This window comes from Streptomyces sp. NPDC041968 (assembly GCF_055589025.1).
In genome coordinates this window covers 254,997-279,246 of record NZ_JBVJCB010000008.1, presented here as the reverse complement: position 1 = coordinate 279,246, position 24,250 = coordinate 254,997, and the positions used below count along the sequence as shown (strand labels likewise).

The window sequence follows — 24,250 nt, the reverse complement described above, 5'->3', positions numbered from 1 at the left end:
GCCGGGCACCCTCTCCCCCGGTGGGCGGCCGGTGGGCGGGGGGATCGGGTCCTTCGTATGGACGGCGCGTGACGGGAGTGGAAAGCTCGAAGGACCGCGGGCGTCACCGGAGCCGCCGGCACGCGGCCTGGCGTGTCCGCGCCCACAGCGACCTCACCGTGCACGGGAGGCAAGGACATGGGCGACAAGGCGCACACCCACCCCGGAGCCGCCGGAAGGGCGACGGCGGCCGACCATCCCACGTCCGTACGGAACGTGGTGCTGGTCGGCCACTCCGGATCGGGCAAGACGACCCTGGTGGAGGCTCTCGCGCTGACGGCGGGAGCACTGAACCGGGCGGGCCGCGTGGAGGACGGCGGCTGCGTCTCGGACTACGACGAGATGGAGCACCGGCAGCACCGGTCCGTACAGCTGTCGCTGGTGCCGGTGGAATGGGACGGCATCAAGGTCAACCTCCTGGACACTCCCGGGTACGCCGACTTCGTCGGTGAGCTGAGGGCCGGTCTGCGCGCGGCGGACGCGGCCCTCTTCGTCGTCTCGGCCGCCGACGGCGTGGACGGCTCGACCCGCATGGTGTGGGAGGAGTGCGCCGCCGTCGGCATGCCGCGCGCCATCGTGATCACGCACCTGGAGGCCGCCCGCGCGGACTTCGAGGAGATGACGCGGATCTGCGCGGAGGCCTTCGGCGGGGACGACCCCGACGCCGTACTGCCGCTGTACCTGCCCCTGCACGGGCCGCGGGCGCCCGACGGGCACGCACCGGTGACCGGGCTCATCGGGCTGCTGTCGCGGAAGCTGTTCGACTACGCGTCCGGCGAGCGCAAGGAGTCGGAGCCGGACGGGGACCAGTTGCCGTTGATCGACGAGGCCCGGTCCATGCTGATCGAGGGGATCATCTCGGAGAGCGAGGACGAGACCCTCATGGAGCGCTATCTCGGCGGCGAGCAGGTCGACGTCACGACGCTCATCGAGGATCTGGAGCGGGCCGTGGCCCGCGGGGTGTTCTTCCCCGTCCTGGCCGCCGCCCCCGCGGCCGAGGGCGCCCGCCAGGGACTCGGTACGGTCGAGCTGCTGGAGCTGGTCACGCGCGGCTTCCCGACCCCCCTGGAGCGCGCGGCGCCCAAGGTCACCACGCCCGACGGCGCGCCGCGCGAACTGCGGAGGTGCGACCCCGAGGAGTCGCTGGTCGCGGAGGTCGTCAAGACGTCCTCCGATCCGTACGTCGGCCGGATCTCGCTGGTCCGCGTCTTCTCGGGCACCCTGCGCGCCGACCAGACGGTGCACGTCTCCGGGCACGGGCTGGCCGACCGCGGCCACGAGGACCACGACGTCGACGAGCGGATCGGCGCCCTGTCGACGCCCTTCGGCAAGCAGCAGCGGCCCGTTTCGCACGTGATCGCGGGCGACCTGGCGTGTGTGGCCAAGCTGGGCCGCGCGGAGACCGGGGACACGCTCTCGGCCAAGGACGACCCGCTGCTGATGGCCCCCTGGGAGATGCCCGACCCGCTGCTGCCGCTCGCCATCGAGGCGCACAGCAAACCCGACGAGGACAAGCTCTCCCAGGGCCTTGCGCGGCTGGTCGCCGAGGACCCGACGATGCGGCTGGAGCAGAACCAGGACACGCACCAGGTGGTCCTGTGGTGCCTGGGCGAGGCCCACGCCGACGTGGCGCTCGAACGGCTGCGCGGCCGGTACGGCGTCCAGGTCGACGTGGTACCGCACCGGGTGTCGCTGCGGGAGACGTTCGGGAGCAGGGCGGCGGGGCGCGGCCGGCACGTCAAGCAGTCCGGCGGGCACGGGCAGTACGCCATCTGCGAGCTCGAGGTGGAGCCGCTGCCGAACGGTTCGGGCATCGAGTTCGTGGACAAGGTGGTCGGCGGCGCGGTGCCCCGGCAGTTCATCCCGTCCGTCGAGAAGGGCGTGCGCGCGCAGGCCGCCAAGGGTGTCGCCGCGGGCCATCCGCTGATCGACGTGCGGGTGACGCTCCTCGACGGCAAGGCGCACTCGGTGGACTCCTCCGACGCCGCGTTCCAGACGGCGGGCGCGCTGGCGCTGCGGGAGGCGGCGGCCGACGCGAGGATCCATCTGCTGGAGCCGGTCGCCGAGGTGAACGTCCTGGTCGGTGACGCCTACGTCGGCGCCGTCATGAGCGACCTGTCCGGGCGGCGCGGCAAGGTGCTCGGCACCGAGCAGACCAGCGGGGGACGGACCGTGATCCGGGCCGAGGTGCCCGAGCTGGAGATCGGCCGGTACGCCGTGGACCTGCGCTCCCTGTCGCACGGCACCGCCCGTTTCGACCGTCGGTACGCGCGGCACGAACCGATGCCGCAGCAGATCGCGGACCGTGTGCGGGAGGAGCCGCGGGCCGTGTCGTAGCGCTGCCGTGTCCGGCGCGGGACTCCCCCGCGCCGGTGGCGGCGACCCGGCGTGCGACGGCGCGCGTGCGGGGCCGATCCGCGCGTCCGGAGGCGCCTTTTGGCGTCCCGTGACGCATGTCGGTGCCGGCGGATACGCTGATGACCTGATCAACAGGTGTGCGGGGCAGGGAAGTCGGGAAGGCCGCAGAACGACAGTGGTGGCGATCGGGGGCGGGAATGACCGTTGACGGCGGTTACGCGGACTTCTTCGGGCCGCAGGTGCCGCGTACGGACGGCGGGGGGCAGACGGCCACCTTCGCGCTGGCCTCGGCCGCCTACCGGGACAACCCGATGGAGGAGATCAAGAAGGCCGACAACGAGTGGCACCAGACGGCCGTCAACGCGGGCCGGTCCTGGGCCACGATCTTCCGGCCCAACCTCGGGGAGGCGTTCTCCCGCGCGGTGGCCGACCGGATGCTGGGCGGCGGACGCAAGCCGCTCATCCAGTCCTTCGGGGCCGAGCCCCAGGTGGTCGTCGAGCACTGCCTGGCGGCCAACGGCATCCGCAAGGCCCGCGACGCGCGGCTGGCCACGGTGATCGTGCTGTGCGGCGTGCTGTTCCTGCCCGGCATGCTGGTGTGGCTGCTGGGCTTCCAGATCCGCACCACGGTCGCCAAGGCGGAGAACAAGCAGGCCGGGGCGCTGGGCACCGCGGTGCTCGTCGCCATCGCCGCCCTGGCCGTGCTGTTCCTCGTCAAGATGCCCTTCTCGGGCTTCTGGGCCTGGTACGCGCGCGCGGCGGTCGTCCTGCCGGTCGTCGGCTGGTTCTGGGCCAAGCGGATCTGCGAGGGCACGGCGCGGGACCTGCGGGAGCGCTGGGACGGCCTGCTGTCGGGCAGCGGTGTCGGCGCCAAGGTCCCGGAGGCGGTGCCCAGCAATCCGGGCGAGACGGCGGCCGAGCAGCTGCGGCAGTCCCTGGCCAAGCTCGGCGCCGAGCAGCAGTCCAACTCGGTCTTCTACGCCGGTCCCAAGGGCATACTCGGCATGGGCACGCGCTGGGGCAGCTGGCAGCTCGCCGAGAACCTGGTGCCGGCCGACCCGACCCGGGAGATCCACCCCTTCCGCAGCTGGGACGTCGTCCGGGCCGTCCACGACCAACTGCGCATGCTGGAGCGCGGTCCGCTGAACACCGGCGGCTTCCCCAAGCCGTCCATACGGCACTGGGTGGTGACGCCGATCGGCGAGAACGCCAAGGCGGTGTCGCGTCCGGAGGGCACGGACGTCGAGGCGTACCAGGTCAAGTCGCACGCGATACAGGACATCTGCAACAAGCAGCAGTTCGGGGCCGGTGACCGGCACTACCTGGGCGTGCAGTGGACCCTGTGGGACGGCCAGCTGGTCATCACCATGCTGATCACCGTGACCGTGCTGCACGAGACGCTGCGCATCGAGGTGACGGGGCACGCGCTGGGCCCGGTGAACCCGCTGTTCACCACCAAGCCGGAGGCGCCCTCCAAGGAGGTCGCCAAGTCGTTCAAGCCGTGGGAGACCCGCAAGGTGATGCTCCCGCTGGTCACCGCGAACGAGGTGGTACGCCTCGCGGTGCGCGCGCCGCTCACCTGGTATCCGCCGCTGCTGAACTGGCTCGGCGGTTCGATCGGACTCCCCGAGCCCTTCGGGCTGCGGCACGCGTGGGCGGACCAGCCGTGGCGGCACCGCTTCATGGCCGACGACGCGCTGCGGGCGGCCGCGCCGGTGCTGCGGGTGGTGCACTCGGCGGCGATCAAGGTGCTGCAGGAGAACGGGGTGGACACGGAGAAGTTCGGGAACCGGTCGGCGTTCCTCAGCACGGCCGTGCAGGACCCGGCGCCGGGAAAGGCGGATCTGTACAACGCGTAGGCCCCCTCCGGGGCCCACGCGCCGCTACTCCCCGGAGGGCCACGCCTCCGCAAGCATCTTGCGGGTGTCCCCCAGCAGCTGCGGCAGCACCTTGGTGTGGCCGACGACCGGCATGAAGTTCGTGTCCCCGCCCCAGCGGGGCACGACGTGCTGGTGGAGGTGGGCGGCGATGCCCGCGCCGGCCACCGAGCCCTGGTTCATGCCGATGTTGAAGCCGTGGGCGCCGGAGGCGGTGCGCAGGGCCGTCATCGCCTGCTTGGTCAACTCGGCGAGTTCCGCGGTCTCCACCGCGGTCAGCTCGGTGTAGTCGGCGACGTGGCGGTACGGCACGGTCATCAGGTGGCCGCCGTTGTACGGGTACAGGTTGAGCACCGCGTACACGTGCTCGCCACGCCGGATGATCAGCCCGTCCTCGTCGGACTTGGCCGGGATCGAGCAGAAGGGACAGCCGTCGTCGGCGCCCGGGCCGCTCGGCTTGTTCTCGCCCTGGATGTAGGCCATCCGGTGGGGCGTCCACAGGCGCTGGAACGCGTCCTGCGTCCCCACTCCGATCTGCTGCTCCGGCTCACTCGTCATGCGTGCAGCATATGGCGTCGCGTACGACGACAGGGAAAGGCCCCCGGGATCCCCCGGGGGCCTGTGCGCCCTGTGATCGCGGCGGACCCGCGATCAGACCTGCGCCCGCTCCTCGACGACCTTCGCGATCTTCGCGAGGGCCTCCTCGACGGGGATGCCGTTCTCCTGGGAACCGTCGCGGTAGCGGAAGGAGACGGCGTCGTTCGCCATGTCCTCGTCGCCCGCGATGACCATGAAGGGGACCTTCTGCTTCTGGGCGTTGCGGATCTTCTTCTGCATCCGGTCGGACGAGGAGTCGACCTCGACGCGCAGTCCCTGCCTGCGGGCCGCCGCGGCGAACTTCTCCAGGTGCTCGACGTGCGCGTCGCCGATCGGGATGCCGACCGCCTGGACGGGCGCGAGCCAGGCCGGGAAGGCACCCGCGTAGTGCTCCAGGAGCACCGCGAAGAAGCGCTCGATGGAGCCGAACAGCGCGCGGTGGATCATCACCGGCCGGGTCTTGGTGCCGTCGGCGGCCGTGTACTCCAGGTCGAAGCGCTCCGGCAGGTTGAAGTCGAGCTGGATGGTCGACATCTGCCAGGTGCGCCCGATGGCGTCCTTGGCCTGCACCGAGATCTTCGGGCCGTAGAAGGCGGCGCCGCCCGGGTCCGGGACCAGGGGCAGGCCCTGCTTCTCGGCGACCTGGCGCAGCGTCTCGGTGGCCTCTTCCCAGGCCTCGTCGGAGCCGACGAACTTCTCCGGGTCCTTGGTGGAGAGCTCCAGGTAGAAGTCGGTCAGGCCGTAGTCCCGCAGCAGGTTCAGGACGAAGGTGAGCGTCTTGTCGAGCTCCTCCGACATCTGCTCGCGGGTGCAGTAGATGTGCGCGTCGTCCTGGGTGAAGCCGCGGGCCCGGGTGAGGCCGTGCACGACGCCCGACTTCTCGTACCGGTACACGGTCCCGAACTCGAAGAGGCGCAGCGGCAGTTCACGGTAGGAACGCCCGCGCGCGTCGAAGATCAGGTTGTGCATCGGGCAGTTCATGGGCTTCAGGTAGTAGTCCACGCCCTCGTCGAGCTGCATGGGCGGGTACATGCCGTCGGCGTACCAGTCCAGGTGGCCCGAGGTCTCGAAGAGCTTCCCCTTCGTCGCGTGCGGGGTGTAGACGAACTCGTAGCCCTCCTCCTCGTGGCGGCGGCGCGAGTAGTCCTCCATGACCCGGCGGACGATGCCGCCCTTGGGGTGGAAGACCGCCAGGCCCGAGCCGATCTGCTCGGGGATCGAGAAGAGGTCCAGTTCGCTGCCGAGCCTGCGGTGGTCGCGCTTCTCGGCCTCGGCGAGGAACTCCAGGTGCGCCTTCAGCTCGTCCTTGGTCGGCCAGGCGGTGCCGTAGATGCGCTGGAGCATCGGGTTCTTCTCGCTGCCGCGCCAGTAGGCGGCGGCGTTGCGCATGAGCTTGAACGCCGGGATGTTCCGGGTGGTCGGCAGGTGGGGGCCTCGGCAGAGGTCCTTCCAGCACAGGTCGCCGGTCTTGGCGTCCAGGTTGTCGTAGATCGTCAGCTCGCCGGCGCCGACCTCGACGTCTGCGCCGTCGTCGTGCGACGCGGAGCCCTTGATGCCGATCAGCTCCAGCTTGTACGGCTCGTCGGCGAGCTCCTCGCGGGCCTCGTCGTCGGTCACGACGCGGCGCGAGAAGCGCTGGCCGCGCTTCTGGATCTCCTGCATCTTCTTCTCGATGGCCTTGAGGTCATCGGGGTGGAAGGGCTTCTCGACGTCGAAGTCGTAGTAGAAGCCGTCCTTGACCGGCGGGCCGATGCCCAGCTTGGCCTCGGGGAACAGCTCCTGCACGGCCTGCGCCATGACGTGCGCGGTGGAGTGGCGCAGGATGTCGAGGCCGTCCTCGGAGGAGATCTCGACGCCCTCGACGGTCTCGCCGTCCCGGACCTCGTGGGCGAGGTCCTTGAGCTCGCCGGCCACGCGCGCCGCGATGATCGAGCGCTGGCCCGCGAAGAGCTCGGCGGCCGTGGTGCCCGTCGTCACCACGCGTTCTTCCCGCTCGGAATCGCGTTGGATGATCACACGGACGTCTGACACCGGTCTCTCCTGACTGAAGGTGGGGCCGCGGCGCCATACCGGAGCGCACGCGTGAGGGCGATCGTACCGACCCGGACCCGTGCATCGCGAAATCATTCCCGCCGCCGCACCCGGTGGTCAGTCCGCGCAGTCCCCTCCGCAGGTCTCCTCGAAGAAGGCCGCCACCTCGACGTGCTCCTGCACCGCCTTCAGGAGCCGGTCCCGTTCCGCGTCGTCGACCGGCACGGGGGCGATCTCGCACGCGCCGGTGAGCCGGCGGAACCCGCCCCGGCTCTCCAGCCGGCCCAGCACCCGCACCGGCAGCCCGACCAGGTGGGCGTGCCCGGCGATCCGGTAGGCCTCCTCGTCGAGCGTGATCCGCACGTGCGGGACGTCCGCCCCGGCCAGCACGCGCAGCCGTACGGTGCCCGCGCCGCGCGGGCCGGGCCGGCGCATCCGGACGACGGTGCCCGTGATCCGCACCGGCACGGAGGGCTCCGCGCGCAGATAGCGGGCGGCGGCCTCCCGCAGGGCGGGCAGGTCGCCGGGCGAGAACTCCACGGGCTCGGCGAAGGCGGCGCAGCCTTCGGGGACCCCGGCGGCCGGTGCCCAGTCGACGGCCACGCGGGCGCCCTCCGTGCCCCGGATCAGGGCGACGAGCGCCTCGGTCAGTTCGTGGCTGACGCCCGCCGCCACCGCGGCGTCGAAGGCCTCCGTGCCGCCGGTGGCGCGCCGGTAGTCGACGGCCTCGCGGGTGGCGTACAGGGCGTGGTGGAGGCGTACGGCGAGGGGGCGGCCGGTGGCGACGGGTACAAACGCGGTGAGCCGGCGGCCGCCGGGGGCGGGGCCGACCAGGACGTTCTCCAGCGCTTCGGCCGCGGCACGCCGGTGCCGGGCGCCGTAGTAGCCCGCCCGCGCGCGCGTGGCGAGCGCTCCGGCGAGCAGCATCCGGCGGGCCGCGGAGCGCAGCTGCTCCTCCGCGGCCCACGAGGTGGCGTCACCGGGTCCGGCCGGCACGTCGCGCCCCCAGCGGATCTCGTCGCTGGGCACGGAAAGGGAGACGAGGATCTCGCGGGCGGCGGGGGTGCCGCTGCGGGTCAGGGCGAGCAGCGCCTCGCCGAGCAGGTCGTCGCTGTCGGGGAAGGCGCGGCTGACCGGCACCAGCAGGCTGGTGGCCCCGGCGCCCGGTCCGGGCGGGGTCCAGCGGCCGTAGCGGCCGGGGGCGCCGCCGCGACGCCGCCAGCCGTGCCGGTGGAGCAGGGCGGTCAGCACGGCCGGGTCCACGGCGGCGGGGTCCGGCGTGTGGTCGTCCCGGCCGCTGTCGCCCGTGGCGTGGTCGGGGTGCGGTCGGAGGGACCGCAGCGGTTCACCGGTCGGGCGGTGCGTCATGGTTTCCCTCCCGTCCCGACCCGCGTCATGATCTCGCACAGCGCCCGGTCGTCGAAGACCCGTGCGGTCGGTATCCGCACGGTGGTGCGCCGCCGGCCGGTGACCGGATGTCCGGCGAGGTTGGTCCAGTAGCAGCAGTGCCTGAGGTCGAGCCGGTCGTGGCCGGCGCGCAGCCACTGGTCCCGGGACCGGGGGACGATCATCACGACCAGGATCTTGTGCACGGAGACCGGGGTGCGGGCGAGCTTCGCCAGGTGGTCGTTGTCGAGCGTGAAGGAGAAGGACCGGCCCGGTGGGCTCGGCGGGATCTGGTACGTCGCCTTGAGCTGCACCTTGATGGTGACCTCGTCGTCGACCGTGTGCCCGGGGGCGCTGTGACTGACGTGCCAGTCGATGCCGTTGTCCGGGAAGGGCTGCGAGAGCGAGCAGCCCGCCGCCGCGGCGACCGCGTGAAGGTAGCCGACCTGCAGGGTCTCCATGCAGGCGGTGGTGGCGAGGGAGCCGCGAGTGGGCGCGATGCGCTCAGGCAGCAGCCCGCCCCGTTCGGGCTGCGCTATGGCCATGACCAACAGCCTTCCAGAACTGGTGCGTTCCCCACTGCGGGTCCCTGAACTGCAAAGACCCGTACTCCTGTTGTGTCCTTCCGGCGTACGCCGCAAACAGCCCGGGTATCACCGAACCGGGACAGAGGACGGCGCGTCAGCGGCCGTTGCAGCAGGAGGAGTTGAGTGCCCTATGACGTGCTGGTTCGAGGGGCCCCTGGCCGCCTTCGACACGGAGACCACGGGTGTGGACGTCGAGACCGACCGGATCGTGTCGGCCGCCCTCGTCGTCCAGGACGCCCCGGGCCTCAGGCCCCGGGTGACCCGGTGGCTGGTGAATCCGGGTGTCCCGGTGCCGGAGTCGGCGACGGCGGTGCACGGGCTGACGGAGGAGCACCTGCAGCGCCACGGCCGTTGGCCGGCGCCGGTGATGTACGAGATAGCCGAGGCGCTGGCCGAGCAGGCCCGCGCGGGGCGCCCGCTCGTGGTGATGAACGCGCCGTTCGACCTCACGCTGGTGGACCGGGAGTTGCGCCGGCACCGCGCCTCGTCCCTGGGCCGCTGGCTGGAGCAAACGTCACTGCACGTCCTGGATCCACGCGTGCTCGACAAGCACATGGACCGCTACCGCAAGGGCCGCCGCACCCTCACCGACCTGAGCGCGCACTACGGCGTCGAGCTGGAGGGCGCGCACGACGCGGCGGCCGACGCGCAGGCCGCGCTGGAGGTCGTGCGGGCGGTGGGCCGCCGCTTCCCGGGGCGTCTGGAGCGCCTCTCGGTCGCCGAACTGCACACGCTGCAGGCGGTGTGGCACGCGGGGCAGGCGCGGGGGCTCCAGGCGTGGTTCGCGCTCAACGGGACCGAGGAGGCGGTGGACCCGGCCTGGCCGCTGCGTCCGGACCTGCCGGCGGCGGCGTGAGCCGGTGACGCGCACACGAAGAAGCCGGCCCGTCGTGCGACGGACCGGCTTTTCCCGGTGGGCGATACTGGGTTCGAACCAGTGACCTCTTCGGTGTGAACGAAGCGCTCTCCCACTGAGCTAATCGCCCGGGAACGCACTGAACCATACAGGGCCCGGCACGCTCTCTTCAAACCGCTTCCAGGCGGGCCGCGAGCCCGCGGTGCCCCGCCCGCATCATCAGCCGGTGGTTGGCCCGGAACAGCGGCCGTCCCGGTACGGCGAGGCGGCGCAGCAGCGGCTTGCGCACGACGACCTCCTGGTCGTAGCGGGCGAGGGTGCCGGAGCCCCGGGGGCCGAGCGTCCAGCGCGCCCAGCCCTCCATGTCCCCGCTCATCGCGACCTCCAGCACCCCGGCCTCCGGGTCGCGCCGTCCCTCGCGCAGGGTCGCGGTCAGGTCGTAGGGCAGGAGGGAACGGAAGCGGACGAGGCCGCTGCTGTCGTCGAGCCGGGTGACCTCGCGCACCTGCGGCCACCAGCGGGGGTAGTCCTCGATCCGTTCCAGCTCCCGGTAGACGGCGGGGACGGGCGCGGGCAGGGTCCACAGGCTGCGGAATCGGTAATGGTTCCAGTCCACGTACCGGAGTGTGCCCGTCCCCGCGTCCGTCACGTGCGCGCTACGGCATCCGGTCGCCCAGAAGGGCCAGGTTCTCGATGGCGGCGAGTCCGTAGAGCGCGGTGTCGTTGGTGGACACCCAGGGCGCCTCGCTGCCCGGTACCAGCGCGGCCGGGCCGCTCAGCTTCTCGGTGCTCCAGGGCGCCGACTCCTTGTAGCCGTCGGAGTCGTAGAACTTCCGCCACGCGCGCGTGGCGAGCGCCTCGTCCCCGGTCCGTACGGCCGCGTAGGCGTCGAGGCGCGAGTGGCCCTGGAAGAGGATGAGGCTGCCGAAGTCGCGGCCGTACCGGGCCGCCTGTTCGGTCTTGGTGGCGTTGAAGTAGCGGCAGTAGTCGTAGTACGCCTCGTGGAACTCCGGCATGTCGACGAGGTCGATCAGCTCGGCGCACAGCTCGTTGAGGCCGAAGACGGCCGACAGGTGGGACACCTCGACCTTCGGGGCGTCGGCGACGGCGAACCTGCCCGTGTCGAGGTCGTACAGGCCGCTGCCCTGGACGAAGCCGTTGGGCTGGGCGGCGATGGTCTCCATCGTGGACAGCACGCGCGCGCGTGCCTTCTCCCACTGGGGTCCCCTGCGTTCCCACTCGGTCAGCCACGCCGAGACCAGGCCGCTCCAGTCGGTGCCGAAGCCGATCGACAGGGCGTGCCGGTCGGGGGTGTAGGGCTCGGTGCGGATCTTGCGGAGCGGGTCGAGGGCGAGGAAGGTCTCGTCGGAGTCGACGTTGGCCCGCATGAGGTCGCCCACGCGTTCGTCGGCGGTGAGGAAGTAGTAGAAGCGCCGGTAGGTGGTGTTGGCGATGCGCTGCTGCTTGGCGCTGTCCGCGTAGTGCTGGACGCCGTGCCGGGTGCCGAGTCCGGCCCACTCCCCCAGGTGGTAGACGTCGACCTCGCCGGTGTGGCGAGTCATGGCCTCGGCGAAGCGGAAGATGTCGGCGCGGCCGGAGCGCAGGTAGGCGTACCAGAGCCAGAGGTCGGGCGACAGCTCGGAGTTGTCCCAGGCGTAGCCGCCGATGTCGTAGCGCCACTGGTGGCGGGCGGTGTCGTAGGTGTGCATGATGTCGCCGTAGTCCCAGAAGCCGTACCAACGGCGCTGCTCCACCTGGTCCTTGTAGTAGGTGAAGAGGAAGTCGAGGTGGTCCTCGATCCTGGCCTTGGCGGGGGTGGACCGGTCGGGCTCGGAGTAGAGGCCGGGGCCGAAGACCTTGGCCTTGATAAGCTGGGCCGGTGGGGCGGCCAGCTGGGGCAGGACGCGCACGGCCTCGACCTGCTGCGCGAGCCGCTGCGCGCTCGGGGTGGAGGCGTTGGCCCAGAACAGCAGTTCAGAGGTGCGGGCGATGCCGTAGGGGGTGCCGAACCCGGGCTCGTAGTCCTCGTAGGTGATGTTGAGGCCCTCGATCTGCTCGGGGAAGGTGTCCTGGCCCAGGCCGTCGTGGTAGAAGCGCAGATCCATGGGCTGGGCCTCGGGTGACCAGAGCCAGAGGGTGACCTCGGCCGCGTCGGTCCGGGCGTCGCGGATGTCCAGCTGGGCGGGGTACTTCTCCCAGAAGTCGCGCAGGCCGAAGGAGAGTCCACCGCTCGTTCCGCCGACGTAGCCGAAGCCCGAGGCGCGCCGCCCGCCACCGGCGCCGATCCACCCGTGGCCCTTCCCGGTGCGCTTGCGCAGGGTGAAGCCGTCGGCGGAGAGCTGGGAAAGGGTGTAGTCGCCCCACTCCGGGATGTACTGCAGGCGGGTGGTGACCCGCTGGTCCCAGGTGGCGGGGTCGGGCAGCTTCTCCCCCGCGTACTGCGCCGCCTGGACGGCCGCCCCGGGGTCGCGGCGCAGGCCGGTGATGCCCTTGACTGCCTCGCGCAGCAGGCCGGTGCCTTCGCCGCCGATGCGGATGTGCCGGTCGTAGGACGCGTCGCGCATCGGCACGGTGAAGCGGACGCCGAGGCCGCGGACGAAGTCGCCGCTCGCCTTCCCGGGCTCCTGCTTCCCGTCGAACGTGACGGTGTGCACCATGCGGAAGGAGTCGGCGCCGGCGTAGAAGTAGAGGCGCAGGGAGAAGGGCAGCCTGGCCCGGCGCCCCTTGCGGTGCGTGCCGTCGATGCGGACGACGGCGCGGACGGGGCCCTCCTGCTCGACCTTCACCTCGTCGATCGCGCCGTCGAAGCGCTCGTGCGTCACGGTGCCCTGGTCGCCGTCCTCGATCTCCGGCTGGCGCAGCAGCACGAGACGGCCGTTGCGGGCGATCTCGGTGGAGCCCCTGGTGACCGACTTGATCAGGGTCGATCCCGAGGTGCCGATCCTCGCGGTGATGACGCCGGTCGATATGTCGATCGTTCCGCCGCGTCGGGAGACGGTGACCTTCTCGGCGGGCGCCGCGGGGGTGCCGGCGGTCAGGGTGAGCGCGCCGTCGCCCGAGCCGACGGCGTGTGCGGTCCACTTGAGGGAGCCGTCCGGCCAGTACGCGAGCGGCCAGGACTGCGCGGGTACGGCCTTGCCGTCCGCGTCCGTGACGGCGAACGTCTGGTCCTCCCGGTACGTGCCCCGGGGCCAGGGGACGCCGACGGTGGAGCCGGGGGCGGCGCCCAGGCCGCCGTCCTCCAGCCAGGTCAGGGTGACGGGGGCGGCCTCGCCGGTCTCCGCGGCGGGGGCGGCCTGGGCCCTGCCCGCGTCCAGAGCCCAGCTGAGCCGGGTGGCGGCGCCGGCGACTGCGGCCGCCTTGAGGAGGGACCTGCGGGGGATGGGGGACATGGCCTTTCCTTCCGTTGCGTGCGGGTGCCGGACGTGAAGAGGACTGAATGTCAAGGGCATGACAGACGAGGCGGTGCGGCGCCGGAGCGCCGAACCGGGGACGGGTGACGCCGTCAGCGCAGGCGGTGGCGCTCCTCCACGGCGACGGCCGCCGCGGCGACGGCGCCGAGGACGGCGACCGCCAGCGGGGCGCTGAACCAGGCGGAGCAGACCACCACGACCAGCCCGCCGACGATCAGGAAGGAGCCGGCGGGGTCGAGCACGGTGCGCCGGCCGGCCCGCGCGAGCAGCGACCGCCAGGAGGCGCCGGGTTGCCAGGTGGCCGCCGCGCGCAGCCCCGCCACGGCCGCGCCGATCAGGGCGAGCACCCCGACGGAGCCCACCAGGGGGCCGAGCGGAACACCCTCGCGCACGGCCCGCACGTCCACCCAGACCACCGCCAGGGCGGCCCACCCGGCGACCCCGACGATCCACCCGCGTCGCAGTGCCGCTCGGAAGTCGGCGGCGAACTCCCGCCAGCCGCCGCGCTCGTGGGCGAGCAGGCGCCCGAGGTGCCGGGACCCGGCCGCGAACGCCGCGGGGTAGCTGACCAGCGGCAGCGAGGCCACCGCGATCCACACGCCGGTGAGCAGGCACTCGGCGAACAGGGCGAACCCCTGGGCGAACCGTGACTCTCCCCGCTCGGTGCGGGCCCGCGCACGCGCCTCGGTCATGATCGGTTCACCTCAGCCCTTCAGACCGGACGTCGCCATGCCGTCGATCAGATAGCGCTGGAAGGCCAGGAAGAAGGCGAGGACGGGCAGCAGGGCGACGAGCGACATGGCGATCATGCCGCCGTAGTTCGCCAGCCCTTCCTGGTCGACGAACATCTTCAGGCCGAGGGACACGGTGTACTTGCTCGGCTCGTTGAGGTAGATCAGCGGGCCCATGAAGTCGTTCCACGCGTTGATGAAGGTGAAGATGGCGCTGGTGATCAGGGCCGGGCGGCACAGGGGAAGCACGATCGACCAGTAGATGCGCAGGTGCCCGCAGCCGTCGAGCCGCGCCGCCTCGTCCAGCTCGCGAGGCAGGTTGCGCATGAACTGCACCATGAGGAAGACGAAGAACGCCTCGGTGGCCAGGTACTTCCCCAGCAGCAACGGGGTGTACGTGTTGATCATGTCCATGTTGCGGAACAGCACGTACTGCGGGATCAGCAGCACGTGGTACGGCAGCAGCAGCGTGCCGATCATCAGGGTGAAGAGCAGGTTGCGGCCCGCGAACCTGATCTTGGCGAAGGCGTACGCCGTCAGCGAGCAGGACACCACGATCCCGATGACCGACCCCACCGCGAGGAAGAGCGAGTTGAGGAAGAAGGTGGAGATCGAGATGTCGGCGATGCCGTCGGCCAGGCTCGTGTAGTTGGAGACGATCGGGTCGGCCGGGAAGAGGTCCAGGCTGCCGACGATGTCCCCGCTCTCCTTGAAGGAGCCGCCGACGACCCAGACCACCGGGTAGAGGATCACCGCCAGGATCGCCAGGGACCCGACGTGCCAGGCGAGCGAGCCCGGCAGCCTGCGCCGCAGGGCGCCCCTCGTGGACGGGGCCGGTGTGACGTCGGTGGCCTGCGCGCTCATCGGCCGCCCTCCTCGTAGTGCACCCAGCGCTTCTGGGACCAGAACAGCACCGCGGTGACCAGGGCGACCGCGACCAGCAGCATCCACGCCATGGCGGAGGCCAGGCCCATGCGGCTGTTCTCGAAGCCCTGGACGTACAGGTAGCAGGTGTAGACCATGGATCCGTCGGCCGGACCGCAGGCGTTGCCCCCGGCCCCGCCGCCGACGATGTAGGCGGAGCTGAAGATCTGGAAGGAGTGGATGGTCTCCAGCAGGACGTTGAAGAAGAGCACCGGAGAGATCATCGGCAGCGTGATGTTCCAGAACTGCCGCAGTCGGCTCGCCCCGTCGACGTCGGCCGCCTCGTACAGCTCGCGCGGGACCTGCTTCAGGCCGGCCAGGAAGATGACCATCGGGGCGCCGAACTGCCAGACGGTGAGGGCCACCAGACTGTAGATGATCAGATCCGGGTCGCCGGTCCACCCGCCGGCGTCGATCCCGAAGAACTGCTGCGTACGGTCCACGGCCGCGTCGTCCGAGAAGATCGCCTTCCACACGACGGCGACGGACACGCTCGCGCCGATCAGCGACGGCGCGTAGAAGGCGGCCCGGTAGAAGGCCTGTCCGCGCCGCTTCTGCGCCAGCAGCAGCGCCACGCCCAGCGCGGCGACCAGCTTGATCGGCGTGCCGACGACGACGTACCAGAGGGTGACCTGGACCGAGTGACGCCAGCGCGGGTCGCCGAACATCTCGGAGAAGTTGTCCAGGCCGATCCACTTCGGGGCGTCGAACAGGTTGTAGTCGGTGAAGGCGAAATAGAGCGAGGCGACCATCGGTCCCGCGGTCAGCAGCAGGAACCCGGCGATCCAGGGGGACATGAAGAGGTAGCCGGCCAGGTTCTCCCGGCGGCGCCGCCGCTTCAGCTCGGCGGGGCGCGGGGGCTTCACCGGGCCGTGCCGCGGCTCGGAGGCCTCGGCCAGGCCCTCCCGCGCGGGGGCGTGTGTCACGGCGCTTCCCATCAGCCGACGAGAGCCGTCTTCGACTCGGTGAAGAACTGCTTCACGGCGTCCCCGACGGACCGCTCGCCGAGCGCCATCTCCTCGGCGATGCGCAGGAACGCGGCCTCGCAGATGTCGGCGCCGTTCGGGTGCGGGGTGATGTCCTCCAGGACGCCCGCGTCGACGAGGGACTGCTCGTAGGCGGCGATCGCCTTGTTGACCGGGTCGGCCGGGCGGTAGGCGTCGTACTGGGCCTGCGTCGTCGGCACGCCGCGGTCGTAACCCATGATCTTGGCGACCTCGGGATCGTGGACCATGAATTCGATGAACTGCGCGACTTCCTTGGGATGCTCGGTGCGCTTGTAGGCGCTCAGCATCAGCGAACCGAGGTACTGGCCGGTCCTCTTGCCGTCCGTGGTGGGGATCGGTGCGAGACCGTACTCGCTCTTGCCCTCGGAGGTGTAGCGGACGGTGAAGTTGTCCCAGGTGTACTCGCTGCCGGCGAGTTCGGCGGAGAGCGCCGACTTGGGCTTGATCTGGGCGACCTTCTTCGGGTCGGCGAAGAGACCGGACCGCACGTCCTTCTCCGCCTTGCTCCACCACGCGGTCAGATCCGCCTCGGAGAAGCCGAGGCCGTCCTCGGTGAAGAAGGCCTTGCCGTTCTGCCGCAGGTACAGGTCGTAGAGGTACATGACGCCGTACATGCCGCTGTCGCCCGCACGCCCCGTCCGGTCCCGGACCCTGGTCATCGCCTCGTGGAAGTCGTCCCAGGTCCAGCCCTGTTCGGGCGTGATCCCGGCGCGGGTGTAGACGGGCTTGTCGATGACGAGGGCCATCGAGTTCGAACCGACGGGCACACCGAGGAGTCTGCCGTCGATCTCACCGAACTTCTCCAGGCCCTCGCGGAAACCGTCCATGGAGAGGTTGCCCGCCTCGACCTGCGCGCTCAGATCGAGCAGGACGTTCTTCGCGTCGTATTTGCGCAGGAACCCGATGGCATTCTGGAAGACGTCCGGTGGATTTCCGCCGGAGGCCTGGGTGTTGAACTTTTTCCAGAAGTCCGTGTACGGCTGAAAGTCGGTCTTGACCTTGATCTTCGGGTATTTCTTCTCGAAGAGGGCGATGGTCTTGTTGATGCGCTGCGCCCGGTCCTCCGCACCCCACCAGGAGTAACGGATCGTCACCGTCCCCCCTCCCGAACCACTGTCGCCGCCGCACGCGGTGGCCGTCGCCCCCAGTCCCGCGACGGCCAGCGAGGCGCCCGCCGCCTTGAGGATCGTCCGCCTCTCCATCTTGCTGCCCTGCTGCATATGAGCCTCCCCGCGACGCGGCGTCCGCTGCGTGAATCGTTTCAAGTAAGCGCTTGCTGGCACAAGGTACGAAGGTCCCGGGGGCCCGTCAATGAGTCGGACGGTACGGATGTGCGCGGGGCGCCGACCGGGAGGGAGGCCCACCGTCGGCCCACCCGCGGACGGGCCGGCCGATTGCGCAGGTGGGCGCGGCGTGGCCGAGGGGCCGAACGCCGCCCGGTCCAGCGGAACCGGCGGCACGGAAGGTCACGGTTGAGTGAAGCAGCCGGACGGAGCGGACGGGCCGCGCGGCCGCCCGGCACACGACGAAGCGGCCCGGCTCACGATCGTGAGCCGGGCCGCCTGCTGATCCGGTGGGCGATACTGGGTTCGAACCAGTGACCTCTTCGGTGTGAACGAAGCGCTCTCCCACTGAGCTAATCGCCCGGACGCAGGAAGAACATTACCCCATGTCAGGCAGTGCCCGTGACCAGCGGGGGCCGGGTGGCCGCACCCCCGCCGCGGATCACTGGTCCTTGATCTTCCAGGGCATCTGCAGACCGAACTTGTACAGGTAGATCCCGGCCAGCACGGCGACGATCAGCAGACCGACCGAGGTCAGGATGATGTTCCGGCGCCGCACCCGGGGGTCGAGGGCGCGCTGCGCCGCCTCCGTGACCTTGCGCTTGGTCCAGCGCAGGACGAGCTGGGCCCAGACGAACTCGGTCGCCCAGATCGCCATGCCCCCGAAGATCACGACCCAGCCCGGCCCGGGCAGCGGCAGCATGATGATGCCGGCCACCACGACCGCGAGACCGACGATGAAGACGCCGACCTGCCAGCTCAGGTGCAGGGCGCGGCGCGCCTTGATGAAGTCCGGCGCCCGCGACCCGAGGGCCCGCGCGGCCGCGGCCTCGTCGTCCGTCCCCGTACGGTCCTCCGCCACGGCTGCCTCGCCGGGCTTGTTACTCCCCGTGTTCATACAGCCAAACACTACCGGAGCGAAACCTGTCACCGGAATGGGCGCAGGACCCGAACGACCGCTCGGCCGGAAGAGTTACGTAAACACCCGCAAAACGCTCAGAGGGGTTTACAACGGCACCGTAGGTGGCATGTCGATTTCGCCGACGTGCGAATCCCCGAGCGCACACTGAGCGAAAGGCCCTGGCGCTTATGAACACCACGGTCAGCTGCGAGCTGCACCTGCGCCTCGTTGTGTCGAGCGAGTCCTCCCTGCCTGTCCCCGCAGGCCTGCGGTACGACACGGCCGACCCCTACGCCGTGCACGCCACCTTCCACACCGGAGCCGAGGAGACCGTCGAGTGGGTGTTCGCCCGCGACCTCCTCGCCGAAGGTCTCCACCGTCCCACCGGCACCGGCGACGTCCGTGTCTGGCCGTCGCGCAGTCATGGCCAGGGCGTCGTGTGCATCGCTCTGAGCTCCCCTGAGGGCGAGGCACTGCTGGAGGCCCCGGCGCGGGCCCTGGAGTCCTTCCTGAAGCGCACAGACGCCGCCGTGCCGCCCGGCACGGAACACCGGCACTTCGATCTCGACCAGGAGCTCTCGCACATCCTGGCGGAAAGCTAGGGCGAGGCCCCGTGAAGCCGCCCGTCGCCGTCGACTCGGGGTGACGGCACGGGCCCGGACAACCGCATACGGCACACCCGGCGTCGTCACCGCGGATCTTCGCGGAGGCGGCGTCGCCATGTTCCGGCTCCGTACAGCGCCGGGGGACGCCCTGGGGCGGGTACTGACGTGCCCTACGCCCCTCACACGACCCTCACTCCCCTGACGCCTCACAGGGCGCTCTCGCGGCTCCGCACGGGAACGAAGACCGGACGGCTCCCGTTGTACGGGCGATGGGTGGACCGGCGCCGCCGGTGCGCGAGGCCGTGGGCGACGGGCGAGCGGCCGCCGGTGCCAGGGACCGGAATCGGAGCCGGTTCGCCCGCCGCGGAAGCCACTACCATCGGCCAGCATCGGCGGGCGCCCGCCCGACCCCAGGCCAGGGAGCGAAATGTGCTGATCACCCACGACACCCGGTGCGCCCTCGACACCGTGGTGGATCTGGTGAACACCGTGCCGGAGGACGATACGGCGCCGGACGGGCTGCCGGATGTCGCGGCCCTCCAGGAATTTGTGGGATCGCACGAAATCAGCGACGTCGGCGTGCTCTCCGAACTCGACCTGTCGGCGGTGCGCAAGGTCCGCGGCCGGTTCGCGGCGGTCTTCGCGGCCCCCGAGGCCCGTACCGCGGCGGGGCTGATCAACGATCTGGTCGCCGCCGCGGGGACCACGCCCCGGCTCACCGACCACGACGGGTACGACTGGCACATCCACTACTTCGCCCCCGGCGCCTCCGTCGCCGACCACCTGGCCGCCGACTGCGGAATGGCGCTGGCCTTCTTCGTGGTCGCGGGGGAGCAGGAGCGGCTGCGGCGGTGCGAGGCCCCGGACTGCCGGCGCGCCTTCGTCGACCTCTCGCGGAACCGCTCCCGGCGGTACTGCGACAGCCGTACTTGCGGAAACCGGCTGCACGTGGCCGCGTACCGGGCACGGCGCAAGGAGGCCGCCGGCTGACGTCGCCCCGGGCCCACCCCGGCGTCGGCACCGGGTGGTGTGCGGACGGCGACGCGGTCCCCGGCGGGTGGCGCCGGGGAACGCGGGTACGGCTCACAGCAACAGCAGATCGTGCAACGCGGCCATGAGCAGCAGACACCCGATCACCGCAAGGAAGATCATGAGCGGTGGCTGGGAAAGGGCGAAGAGGCAGCCGCGCGGTTCACTCTGCGTGGGCGCGGTTTCGCTCTGTCTCGTGTCCAGCTGGGGATCCAGCTGAGTGGTGTCCGGCATCTCGCCGCGATGATGACGCAGTGCACGGGGCCCACGCGATCAACACGCCAGCAAGGACCGGGAGTTCGTTGAATCAGCAAGGTCGGGGTCGGAACGTGATCATTCCGGAGCACGCCTTGACGGCCTCGGACCGCTGTGTCGTTTCAGTGTCGGCGGACGGGTGTCAGATGCCGTGCTTCTTCAGGATGGCTTCGATGTCGCTGAAGTCCTCGTCGCCCCGGGGCGCGGTCGCCGGCCGGGAAGGGGCGGGCCGACTGGCCTGGCGGGTACCGGGTCCGAGGGACGGTTCCGAGGCCGCCGGGGCGACCGCCTCGCGCCGTGCCGCGGCCCGGGCCTCCTTGCGTTCCTTGCGCGTGCCACCACGGCGGCGCTCCACGGCGCGCGTGGTCAGGAAGAGCACCCAGGAGACGCCCAGCACTCCGAAGCCCGCCCAGGCCACCGGGCTGAAGGCCGTGTCGGCCAGCCACTCGACGACACCGGTCATCACCAGGCCGACCGGGACCAGCGCGTAGGCGGCGATGCGGGTCGCGGTGAGGAAGCGCCTGCGGTACGCGGTGACCGCCGCGATGCCCAGGCCCGCCGCGGACACCGCGGAGCAGACGGTCTCGGCAATCATCCGGTCCTCCAGGCTGGGCTCGGTCGGGCACGAGTAGTTCGTCCCTTCCATCCTGCACCGTCCGGACACCGTCGGGCCATGCTCCGGCCGGAGATCAGGGAGATCTCGGGGGTCGGCTCCTCCCCAGGTGCCGGTGAGCGGTGTCCCACGGTGGCCGGGTGCCGTCCCGTGGGCTGGGAGAATGGGGGCATGAGCGACCTCTCCCCCGACCGTCCCGCCGCGCCCGTCCTCGATGTCTGGTGCGAGCTCCAGTGCCCTGACTGCCGCACCGCGCTGGAGGACCTCCGCGCCCTGCGCGCCCGCTACGGCGACCGCCTGGAACTGCGGCTGCGGCACTTCCCCCTGGAGAAGCACAAGCACTCCTTCGCCGCCGCGCAGGCCGCCGAGGAGGCCGTGGCCCAGGGGCAGGGGTGGCCGTACGCGGAGGCCGTGCTGGACCGGGTCGCGGAGCTGGACCGCAAGGGTGAGCCCTTCCTGGTCGAGGTGGCCCGGGAGCTGGGGCTGGACGCCGAGGAGTTCGACACGGCCCTGATCGACGGCCGGCACATCCTGATCGTCGACGCCGATCAGGCCGAGGGCAAGGCGATCGGCGTGACCGGCACCCCCACGTACGTGATCGGCGGCGAGCGCCTCAACGGCGGCAGGAGCCAGGAGGGGCTGCGCGAGCGCGTCGAGGAGATCGCGGACCGGCTGCTGGCCGAACAGGGCTGATCCGGGCGGCGCCCCGGCGCCCCGGCCCGGGCCGCCCCTAGAGCAGCGGCTTGTAGAAGCCGTACCGCGTGGTCGCGTAGCCGAGCGACTCGTACAGCCGTTCGGCCGGGGTGTTCCCGGCGAAGACGTTGAGGCCGATCAGCGGCCGGCCGGCGGTGATCGCCTGCGCCTCGGCCAGCAGCATCAGCGTACGGCCGTGCCCCCGGCCCCGATGGGCCGCGTCGGCCTCGACGTCGAAGACGTAGGCCCGGTCCTCCTGCAGTGCCAGCCACAGGACCCCGACCCGCACGCCCTCCTGCTCCAACACGCTGAACAGCATGTTCTCGGTGTCCAGCCCGTGCGGCAGGAGCAGCTCGTGATCGCGGCGCGCCTTCGCGTGCGCCTCGGCCTCGGGGAGCCCCCGCTCGATCCAGGTACGGGCGTACTCCCGCGACTCGTAGGCCTGCCAGGCGGCGAACTCGTCCCGGGTCATGGGCCGTGCGGCGCTGCCCGCGGGCAGGGCGGGCGGGGTGTCGCCGAGCGGCTTGGTCATGCCGCGGCTGCGCGGGACGTAGCCGAGTGCCCGCGCGAGGCCCAGTCCCGCCTCGGCGTCGCCGGCGACGTGCGCCTCGATCTGCCGGCAGCCCCAGCCCCGCGCGACCTCCTCGGCCGCGAGCGCGGCGACCGTGCCCCGGCCGCGCCGGCGGTCCGGTTCGTCGATGCGCAGCTCGTCGATGACGGCGACCGAGTCGCCGAGCGAGGGCGAGGTGCCGAGGTGTATCGCGCCGACGGGACGGCTGTTCACGCAGACCTGGTAGCGGCGTGAACGTGTCCCGTCGGCGGCGCGCTGTAGCGGCTCGGTCGGCCGCAGGGTGGTGGTCATCACGGGTGTTCTACCCGCCGGGGGACCCGAAGGGCAGCCGAATTTCCGCGGTCAGGGATCCAGGTCGTCCCCGGACCGCTCCTCGAAGATCCGCATCGCCTTCGCGGTCACCGGTCCCGGGGCGCCCGGGAGTTCGCGGTCGTCCACGCGGTGCACGGCCTGGACGTCCCGCAGGGTGGAGGTCAGGAAGACCTCGTCGGCGCGCTCCAGGACGTCCAGCGGGAGGTCGGTCTCACGGGCGCCGGTCCACTCGACGGCCAGGGCGCGGGTGATGCCGGCGAGGCAGCCCGAGGCGACGGGCGGGGTGTGGATCTCGCCGTCGAGGACCACGAAGACGTTGGACCCGGTGCCCTCGCAGAGCTGCCCGACCGTGTTGCCGAACAGTGCTTCCGACGCCCCCCGTTCGCGGGCGCGGGCGAGGGCGACGACGTTCTCGGCGTAGGAGGTGGTCTTCAGGCCGGTGAGCGCGCCGCGCTCGTTGCGGGTCCAGGGCACCGTGACGACGGCCGTGGAGTCGGGTCGGCGACCGGTCTCGCCGAGGGCGACGACGAGGGTCGGACCGTGTTCGCCGCGGTCGGAGCCGAGCGGGCCGTGGCCGCCGGTGTAGGTGACGCGCAGCCGGCCCAGGGGCATCGGGTTGGCCTCGATGACGGCCGCGCAGGCGCGGCGGACCTCGTCGAGGTCGGGATCGGGCAGCCCCAGACCGCGTGCCGAACGGGTCAGCCGGTCGAGGTGCCGGGTCAGCGCGAACGGCCCGCCGTCCACCACCTTCACCGTCTCGAAGATGCCGTCGCCCACGGTCAGCCCGTGGTCGAAGACGGAGACGCGGGCGGAACCGGTGTCCCGCAGCCCTCCGTCGAGCCAGATCTTCACGTCTGTACCGCCTCTCCGCTTCCGGTCACCTCGTACGCCCCCGACGCTACCGCGAGCAGCCGGGACGCCTTCAGCTCCGTCTCCCGCCACTCCCCCTCGGGGTCGGACCCCCAGGTGATGCCGGCGCCGGTGCCGAAGCGCAGCAACCTCGCGGACCGGTCGATCCAGAAGGTGCGGATGCCGACGGCCAGCTCCCCGGTACCCCGGTCGGCGTCGACCCAGCCGATGCCCCCGCAGTACGGGCCCCGGGGCGCGCTCTCCAGCGCGTCGATGATCCGCAGGGCGCTCGACTTGGGCGCGCCGGTGACGGACCCGGGCGGGAAGGCCGCGTCGAGCAGATCCGGCCAGCCCGCCCCCGCGCGCAGCTCACCGCGCACCGTCGACACCAGGTGCACGAGTCCCGGGTGCTTCTCCACGGCGCACAGGTCGGGCACCGTCACACTGCCCGTGGCGCAGACCCGCCCGATGTCGTTGCGGACCAGGTCCACGATCATCACGTTCTCGGCGTAGTCCTTCTCCAGCAGGTCGGCCTCGGTCCGTCCGGTCCCCTTGATCGGCCCGGACTCGACGACCCGGCCGTCGCGGCGCAGGAACAGCTCGGGGGACGCGGTGGCGATCTCCACGCCGTGCCCGGGCAGCCGGATCGTCCCGGCGTACGGCGCCGGGTTGCCGCGGGCCAGCAGGGCGGTGAGGGCGTCCACGTCGGCGTCGGGGGCGACGGGCGCCGAGAGCACCCGGCAGAGATTGGCCTGGTAGACCTCGCCGGCGGCTATGTGGGCGCGGATGCGCCGCACGGCCGCCGTGTACGCGGCGCGGTCGAGGGAGGACGTCCAGTCTCCGACGGCCGGCCCCCGCCACCCGCCCGGCACCGGCGCCGACACCGCCTCCGTCCGTATGTCCGCGAAGCGGGCGCAGGTCAGACGGCCCTCGAAGTCCGCGCAGACGGCCCAGAAGCCCTCGGACTCCAGGGCGGCGGGATCGCTCGTGACGTCGAGGAGACCGGTGGCGAGGCGGTCGCCGAAGCGGGCGAGGGGAAGCAGGTCGAGCACATGACCGAGTCTAGGCCGGTGTCCCCGAGGTGACCCGAACGTGTCGCTCCAGGTGCCCTGACCAGGTGCGCGAGCGTACGCACCGCAGCACGCTGCACAAACGCGTTTTTGTGCTGGCTCCGGAATCCGCTAGAGTTCATCACGTCGCCGGGACGCGCAAGCGCACCGAACCGACAGGCGGACGTAGCTCAGTTGGTAGAGCGCAACCTTGCCAAGGTTGAGGTCGCGAGTTCGAACCTCGTCGTCCGCTCGCAGGAACAGGGGGCCTCCCGGGTCCCCTA

The 24,250-nt window shown here is 71.4% G+C and carries 22 protein-coding genes and 3 tRNA genes; 7 read left to right on the top strand and 18 right to left on the bottom strand.

Annotation, left to right across the window (positions count from 1 at the left end):
- Positions 1-177: 177 nt before the first annotated feature.
- Positions 178-2,376, top strand: coding sequence for an elongation factor G-like protein EF-G2 (locus ACZ6EG_RS21370; RefSeq protein ID WP_469606586.1), 2,199 nt, complete (start codon positions 178-180; stop codon positions 2,374-2,376).
- 218 nt (positions 2,377-2,594) lie between these two features.
- Positions 2,595-4,256 carry a hypothetical protein gene (locus tag ACZ6EG_RS21365; protein WP_356605740.1) on the top strand — a complete coding sequence of 554 codons (1,662 nt, stop codon included), beginning with the start codon at positions 2,595-2,597 and terminating at the stop codon, positions 4,254-4,256.
- 24 nt (positions 4,257-4,280) lie between these two features.
- On the opposite strand, the gene ACZ6EG_RS21360 is transcribed toward ACZ6EG_RS21365, so the two are convergent.
- The 4 genes from ACZ6EG_RS21360 to ACZ6EG_RS21345 form a co-directional block, all read right to left on the bottom strand.
- On the bottom strand, positions 4,281-4,832 hold the full coding sequence (locus ACZ6EG_RS21360) for an HIT family protein (protein ID WP_391970314.1): 552 nt from the start codon (positions 4,830-4,832) through the stop codon (positions 4,281-4,283).
- Between the two features lie 93 nt (positions 4,833-4,925).
- The gene (gene thrS, locus ACZ6EG_RS21355) at positions 4,926-6,902 is read right to left on the bottom strand and encodes a threonine--tRNA ligase (RefSeq protein WP_391970313.1); all 1,977 of its coding nucleotides are present in this window, start codon (positions 6,900-6,902) and stop codon (positions 4,926-4,928) included.
- Between the two features lie 117 nt (positions 6,903-7,019).
- Complete coding sequence (locus ACZ6EG_RS21350; protein ID WP_469606581.1) at positions 7,020-8,270, bottom strand: hypothetical protein; 1,251 nt, start codon at positions 8,268-8,270, stop codon at positions 7,020-7,022.
- A complete protein-coding gene (locus ACZ6EG_RS21345; RefSeq protein WP_391970311.1) occupies positions 8,267-8,833 on the bottom strand; it encodes a DUF4365 domain-containing protein in 567 nt (188 codons plus the stop codon). The genes ACZ6EG_RS21350 and ACZ6EG_RS21345 overlap by 4 nt, the downstream gene beginning before the upstream one ends.
- Positions 8,834-9,005: 172 nt before the next feature.
- Between ACZ6EG_RS21345 and ACZ6EG_RS21340 the strand changes: the two genes are divergently transcribed.
- Positions 9,006-9,731: a 3'-5' exonuclease gene (locus ACZ6EG_RS21340; protein WP_391970310.1), complete on the top strand. Its 726-nt coding sequence runs from the start codon at positions 9,006-9,008 to the stop codon at positions 9,729-9,731.
- A 58-nt stretch (positions 9,732-9,789) separates the two neighbouring features.
- Here the strand turns inward: ACZ6EG_RS21340 and ACZ6EG_RS21335 are convergent.
- From ACZ6EG_RS21335 to ACZ6EG_RS21295, 9 genes are all read right to left on the bottom strand, one after another.
- Positions 9,790-9,861 (bottom strand) — tRNA-Val (locus tag ACZ6EG_RS21335).
- Between the two features lie 39 nt (positions 9,862-9,900).
- Positions 9,901-10,347, bottom strand: coding sequence for an SRPBCC family protein (locus ACZ6EG_RS21330; RefSeq protein WP_391970309.1), 447 nt, complete (start codon positions 10,345-10,347; stop codon positions 9,901-9,903).
- A 40-nt stretch (positions 10,348-10,387) separates the two neighbouring features.
- Complete coding sequence (locus ACZ6EG_RS21325; protein ID WP_469606577.1) at positions 10,388-13,123, bottom strand: exo-rhamnogalacturonan lyase family protein; 2,736 nt, start codon at positions 13,121-13,123, stop codon at positions 10,388-10,390.
- Positions 13,124-13,236: 113 nt separating this feature from the next.
- A complete protein-coding gene (locus ACZ6EG_RS21320) occupies positions 13,237-13,836 on the bottom strand; it encodes a hypothetical protein (RefSeq protein ID WP_391970307.1) in 600 nt (199 codons plus the stop codon).
- 12 nt (positions 13,837-13,848) lie between these two features.
- A complete protein-coding gene (locus ACZ6EG_RS21315) occupies positions 13,849-14,739 on the bottom strand; it encodes a carbohydrate ABC transporter permease (protein ID WP_469606571.1) in 891 nt (296 codons plus the stop codon).
- Positions 14,736-15,737 (bottom strand): carbohydrate ABC transporter permease, encoded by a 1,002-nt coding sequence (locus ACZ6EG_RS21310; RefSeq protein ID WP_469606568.1) that lies wholly within the window; start codon positions 15,735-15,737, stop codon positions 14,736-14,738. Before ACZ6EG_RS21310 ends, ACZ6EG_RS21315 begins: the two co-directional genes overlap by 4 nt.
- Positions 15,737-17,026, bottom strand: a complete 1,290-nt coding sequence (locus tag ACZ6EG_RS21305; RefSeq protein WP_469606565.1) for an ABC transporter substrate-binding protein — start codon at positions 17,024-17,026, stop codon at positions 15,737-15,739. The genes ACZ6EG_RS21310 and ACZ6EG_RS21305 overlap by 1 nt, the downstream gene beginning before the upstream one ends.
- A 354-nt stretch (positions 17,027-17,380) precedes the next feature.
- Positions 17,381-17,452: transfer RNA gene (locus tag ACZ6EG_RS21300), tRNA-Val, on the bottom strand.
- A 79-nt stretch (positions 17,453-17,531) separates the two neighbouring features.
- The gene (locus tag ACZ6EG_RS21295; RefSeq protein ID WP_384703030.1) at positions 17,532-17,987 is read right to left on the bottom strand and encodes a TIGR02611 family protein; all 456 of its coding nucleotides are present in this window, start codon (positions 17,985-17,987) and stop codon (positions 17,532-17,534) included.
- 191 nt (positions 17,988-18,178) lie between these two features.
- Between ACZ6EG_RS21295 and ACZ6EG_RS21290 the strand changes: the two genes are divergently transcribed.
- Together ACZ6EG_RS21290 and ACZ6EG_RS21285 are read left to right on the top strand one after the other, a co-directional pair.
- Positions 18,179-18,592, top strand: coding sequence for an SsgA family sporulation/cell division regulator (locus ACZ6EG_RS21290; RefSeq protein ID WP_004002642.1), 414 nt, complete (start codon positions 18,179-18,181; stop codon positions 18,590-18,592).
- 432 nt (positions 18,593-19,024) lie between these two features.
- Entirely contained in the window at positions 19,025-19,585 is a 561-nt protein-coding gene (locus ACZ6EG_RS21285; protein ID WP_391970303.1) for a CGNR zinc finger domain-containing protein, read from the top strand.
- Positions 19,586-19,678: 93 nt separating this feature from the next.
- Here ACZ6EG_RS21285 and ACZ6EG_RS21280 read toward each other — a convergent pair whose 3' ends face one another.
- Together ACZ6EG_RS21280 and ACZ6EG_RS21275 are read right to left on the bottom strand one after the other, a co-directional pair.
- Positions 19,679-19,858, bottom strand: a complete 180-nt coding sequence (locus ACZ6EG_RS21280; protein ID WP_356605766.1) for a hypothetical protein — start codon at positions 19,856-19,858, stop codon at positions 19,679-19,681.
- Positions 19,859-20,021: 163 nt separating this feature from the next.
- The gene (locus ACZ6EG_RS21275; protein WP_469606560.1) at positions 20,022-20,474 is read right to left on the bottom strand and encodes a hypothetical protein; all 453 of its coding nucleotides are present in this window, start codon (positions 20,472-20,474) and stop codon (positions 20,022-20,024) included.
- 189 nt (positions 20,475-20,663) lie between these two features.
- Between ACZ6EG_RS21275 and ACZ6EG_RS21270 the strand changes: the two genes are divergently transcribed.
- Positions 20,664-21,185, top strand: a complete 522-nt coding sequence (locus tag ACZ6EG_RS21270; RefSeq protein ID WP_469606557.1) for a DsbA family protein — start codon at positions 20,664-20,666, stop codon at positions 21,183-21,185.
- Positions 21,186-21,222: 37 nt separating this feature from the next.
- Here ACZ6EG_RS21270 and ACZ6EG_RS21265 read toward each other — a convergent pair whose 3' ends face one another.
- Genes ACZ6EG_RS21265 through ACZ6EG_RS21255 form a run of 3 tightly spaced genes read right to left on the bottom strand, consistent with a single transcriptional unit; the run spans position 21,223 to position 23,969 of the window.
- Complete coding sequence (locus ACZ6EG_RS21265; RefSeq protein ID WP_391970301.1) at positions 21,223-22,047, bottom strand: GNAT family N-acetyltransferase; 825 nt, start codon at positions 22,045-22,047, stop codon at positions 21,223-21,225.
- 51 nt (positions 22,048-22,098) lie between these two features.
- Positions 22,099-22,920, bottom strand: a complete 822-nt coding sequence (locus tag ACZ6EG_RS21260) for an aminotransferase class IV (protein ID WP_391970300.1) — start codon at positions 22,918-22,920, stop codon at positions 22,099-22,101.
- Positions 22,917-23,969 carry a chorismate-binding protein gene (locus tag ACZ6EG_RS21255; protein WP_469606552.1) on the bottom strand — a complete coding sequence of 351 codons (1,053 nt, stop codon included), beginning with the start codon at positions 23,967-23,969 and terminating at the stop codon, positions 22,917-22,919. Before ACZ6EG_RS21255 ends, ACZ6EG_RS21260 begins: the two co-directional genes overlap by 4 nt.
- A gap of 177 nt (positions 23,970-24,146) precedes the next feature.
- Here ACZ6EG_RS21255 and ACZ6EG_RS21250 point away from each other — a divergent pair.
- Positions 24,147-24,219 (top strand) — tRNA-Gly (locus ACZ6EG_RS21250).
- Positions 24,220-24,250: the final 31 nt, after the last annotated feature.

What these genes read in the sequence shown, in the direction of transcription:
- ACZ6EG_RS21295 (WP_384703030.1), bottom strand. Translation starts at nt 17,987, where the DNA reads ATGAACACGGGGAGTAACAAGCCCGGCGAGGCAGCCGTGGCGGAGGAC.
- ACZ6EG_RS21345 (WP_391970311.1), bottom strand. Translation starts at nt 8,833, where the DNA reads ATGGCCATAGCGCAGCCCGAACGGGGCGGGCTGCTGCCTGAGCGCATC.
- ACZ6EG_RS21290 (WP_004002642.1), top strand. Translation starts at nt 18,179, where the DNA reads ATGAACACCACGGTCAGCTGCGAGCTGCACCTGCGCCTCGTTGTGTCG.
- ACZ6EG_RS21310 (WP_469606568.1), bottom strand. Translation starts at nt 15,737, where the DNA reads ATGGGAAGCGCCGTGACACACGCCCCCGCGCGGGAGGGCCTGGCCGAG.
- ACZ6EG_RS21360 (WP_391970314.1), bottom strand. Translation starts at nt 4,832, where the DNA reads ATGACGAGTGAGCCGGAGCAGCAGATCGGAGTGGGGACGCAGGACGCG.
- ACZ6EG_RS21305 (WP_469606565.1), bottom strand. Translation starts at nt 17,026, where the DNA reads ATGCAGCAGGGCAGCAAGATGGAGAGGCGGACGATCCTCAAGGCGGCG.
- ACZ6EG_RS21280 (WP_356605766.1), bottom strand. Translation starts at nt 19,858, where the DNA reads ATGCCGGACACCACTCAGCTGGATCCCCAGCTGGACACGAGACAGAGC.
- ACZ6EG_RS21340 (WP_391970310.1), top strand. Translation starts at nt 9,006, where the DNA reads ATGACGTGCTGGTTCGAGGGGCCCCTGGCCGCCTTCGACACGGAGACC.
- ACZ6EG_RS21370 (WP_469606586.1), top strand. Translation starts at nt 178, where the DNA reads ATGGGCGACAAGGCGCACACCCACCCCGGAGCCGCCGGAAGGGCGACG.
- ACZ6EG_RS21350 (WP_469606581.1), bottom strand. Translation starts at nt 8,270, where the DNA reads ATGACGCACCGCCCGACCGGTGAACCGCTGCGGTCCCTCCGACCGCAC.
- ACZ6EG_RS21315 (WP_469606571.1), bottom strand. Translation starts at nt 14,739, where the DNA reads ATGAGCGCGCAGGCCACCGACGTCACACCGGCCCCGTCCACGAGGGGC.
- ACZ6EG_RS21365 (WP_356605740.1), top strand. Translation starts at nt 2,595, where the DNA reads ATGACCGTTGACGGCGGTTACGCGGACTTCTTCGGGCCGCAGGTGCCG.
- ACZ6EG_RS21275 (WP_469606560.1), bottom strand. Translation starts at nt 20,474, where the DNA reads ATGATTGCCGAGACCGTCTGCTCCGCGGTGTCCGCGGCGGGCCTGGGC.
- ACZ6EG_RS21320 (WP_391970307.1), bottom strand. Translation starts at nt 13,836, where the DNA reads ATGACCGAGGCGCGTGCGCGGGCCCGCACCGAGCGGGGAGAGTCACGG.
- ACZ6EG_RS21270 (WP_469606557.1), top strand. Translation starts at nt 20,664, where the DNA reads ATGAGCGACCTCTCCCCCGACCGTCCCGCCGCGCCCGTCCTCGATGTC.
- ACZ6EG_RS21325 (WP_469606577.1), bottom strand. Translation starts at nt 13,123, where the DNA reads ATGTCCCCCATCCCCCGCAGGTCCCTCCTCAAGGCGGCCGCAGTCGCC.
- ACZ6EG_RS21265 (WP_391970301.1), bottom strand. Translation starts at nt 22,047, where the DNA reads ATGACCACCACCCTGCGGCCGACCGAGCCGCTACAGCGCGCCGCCGAC.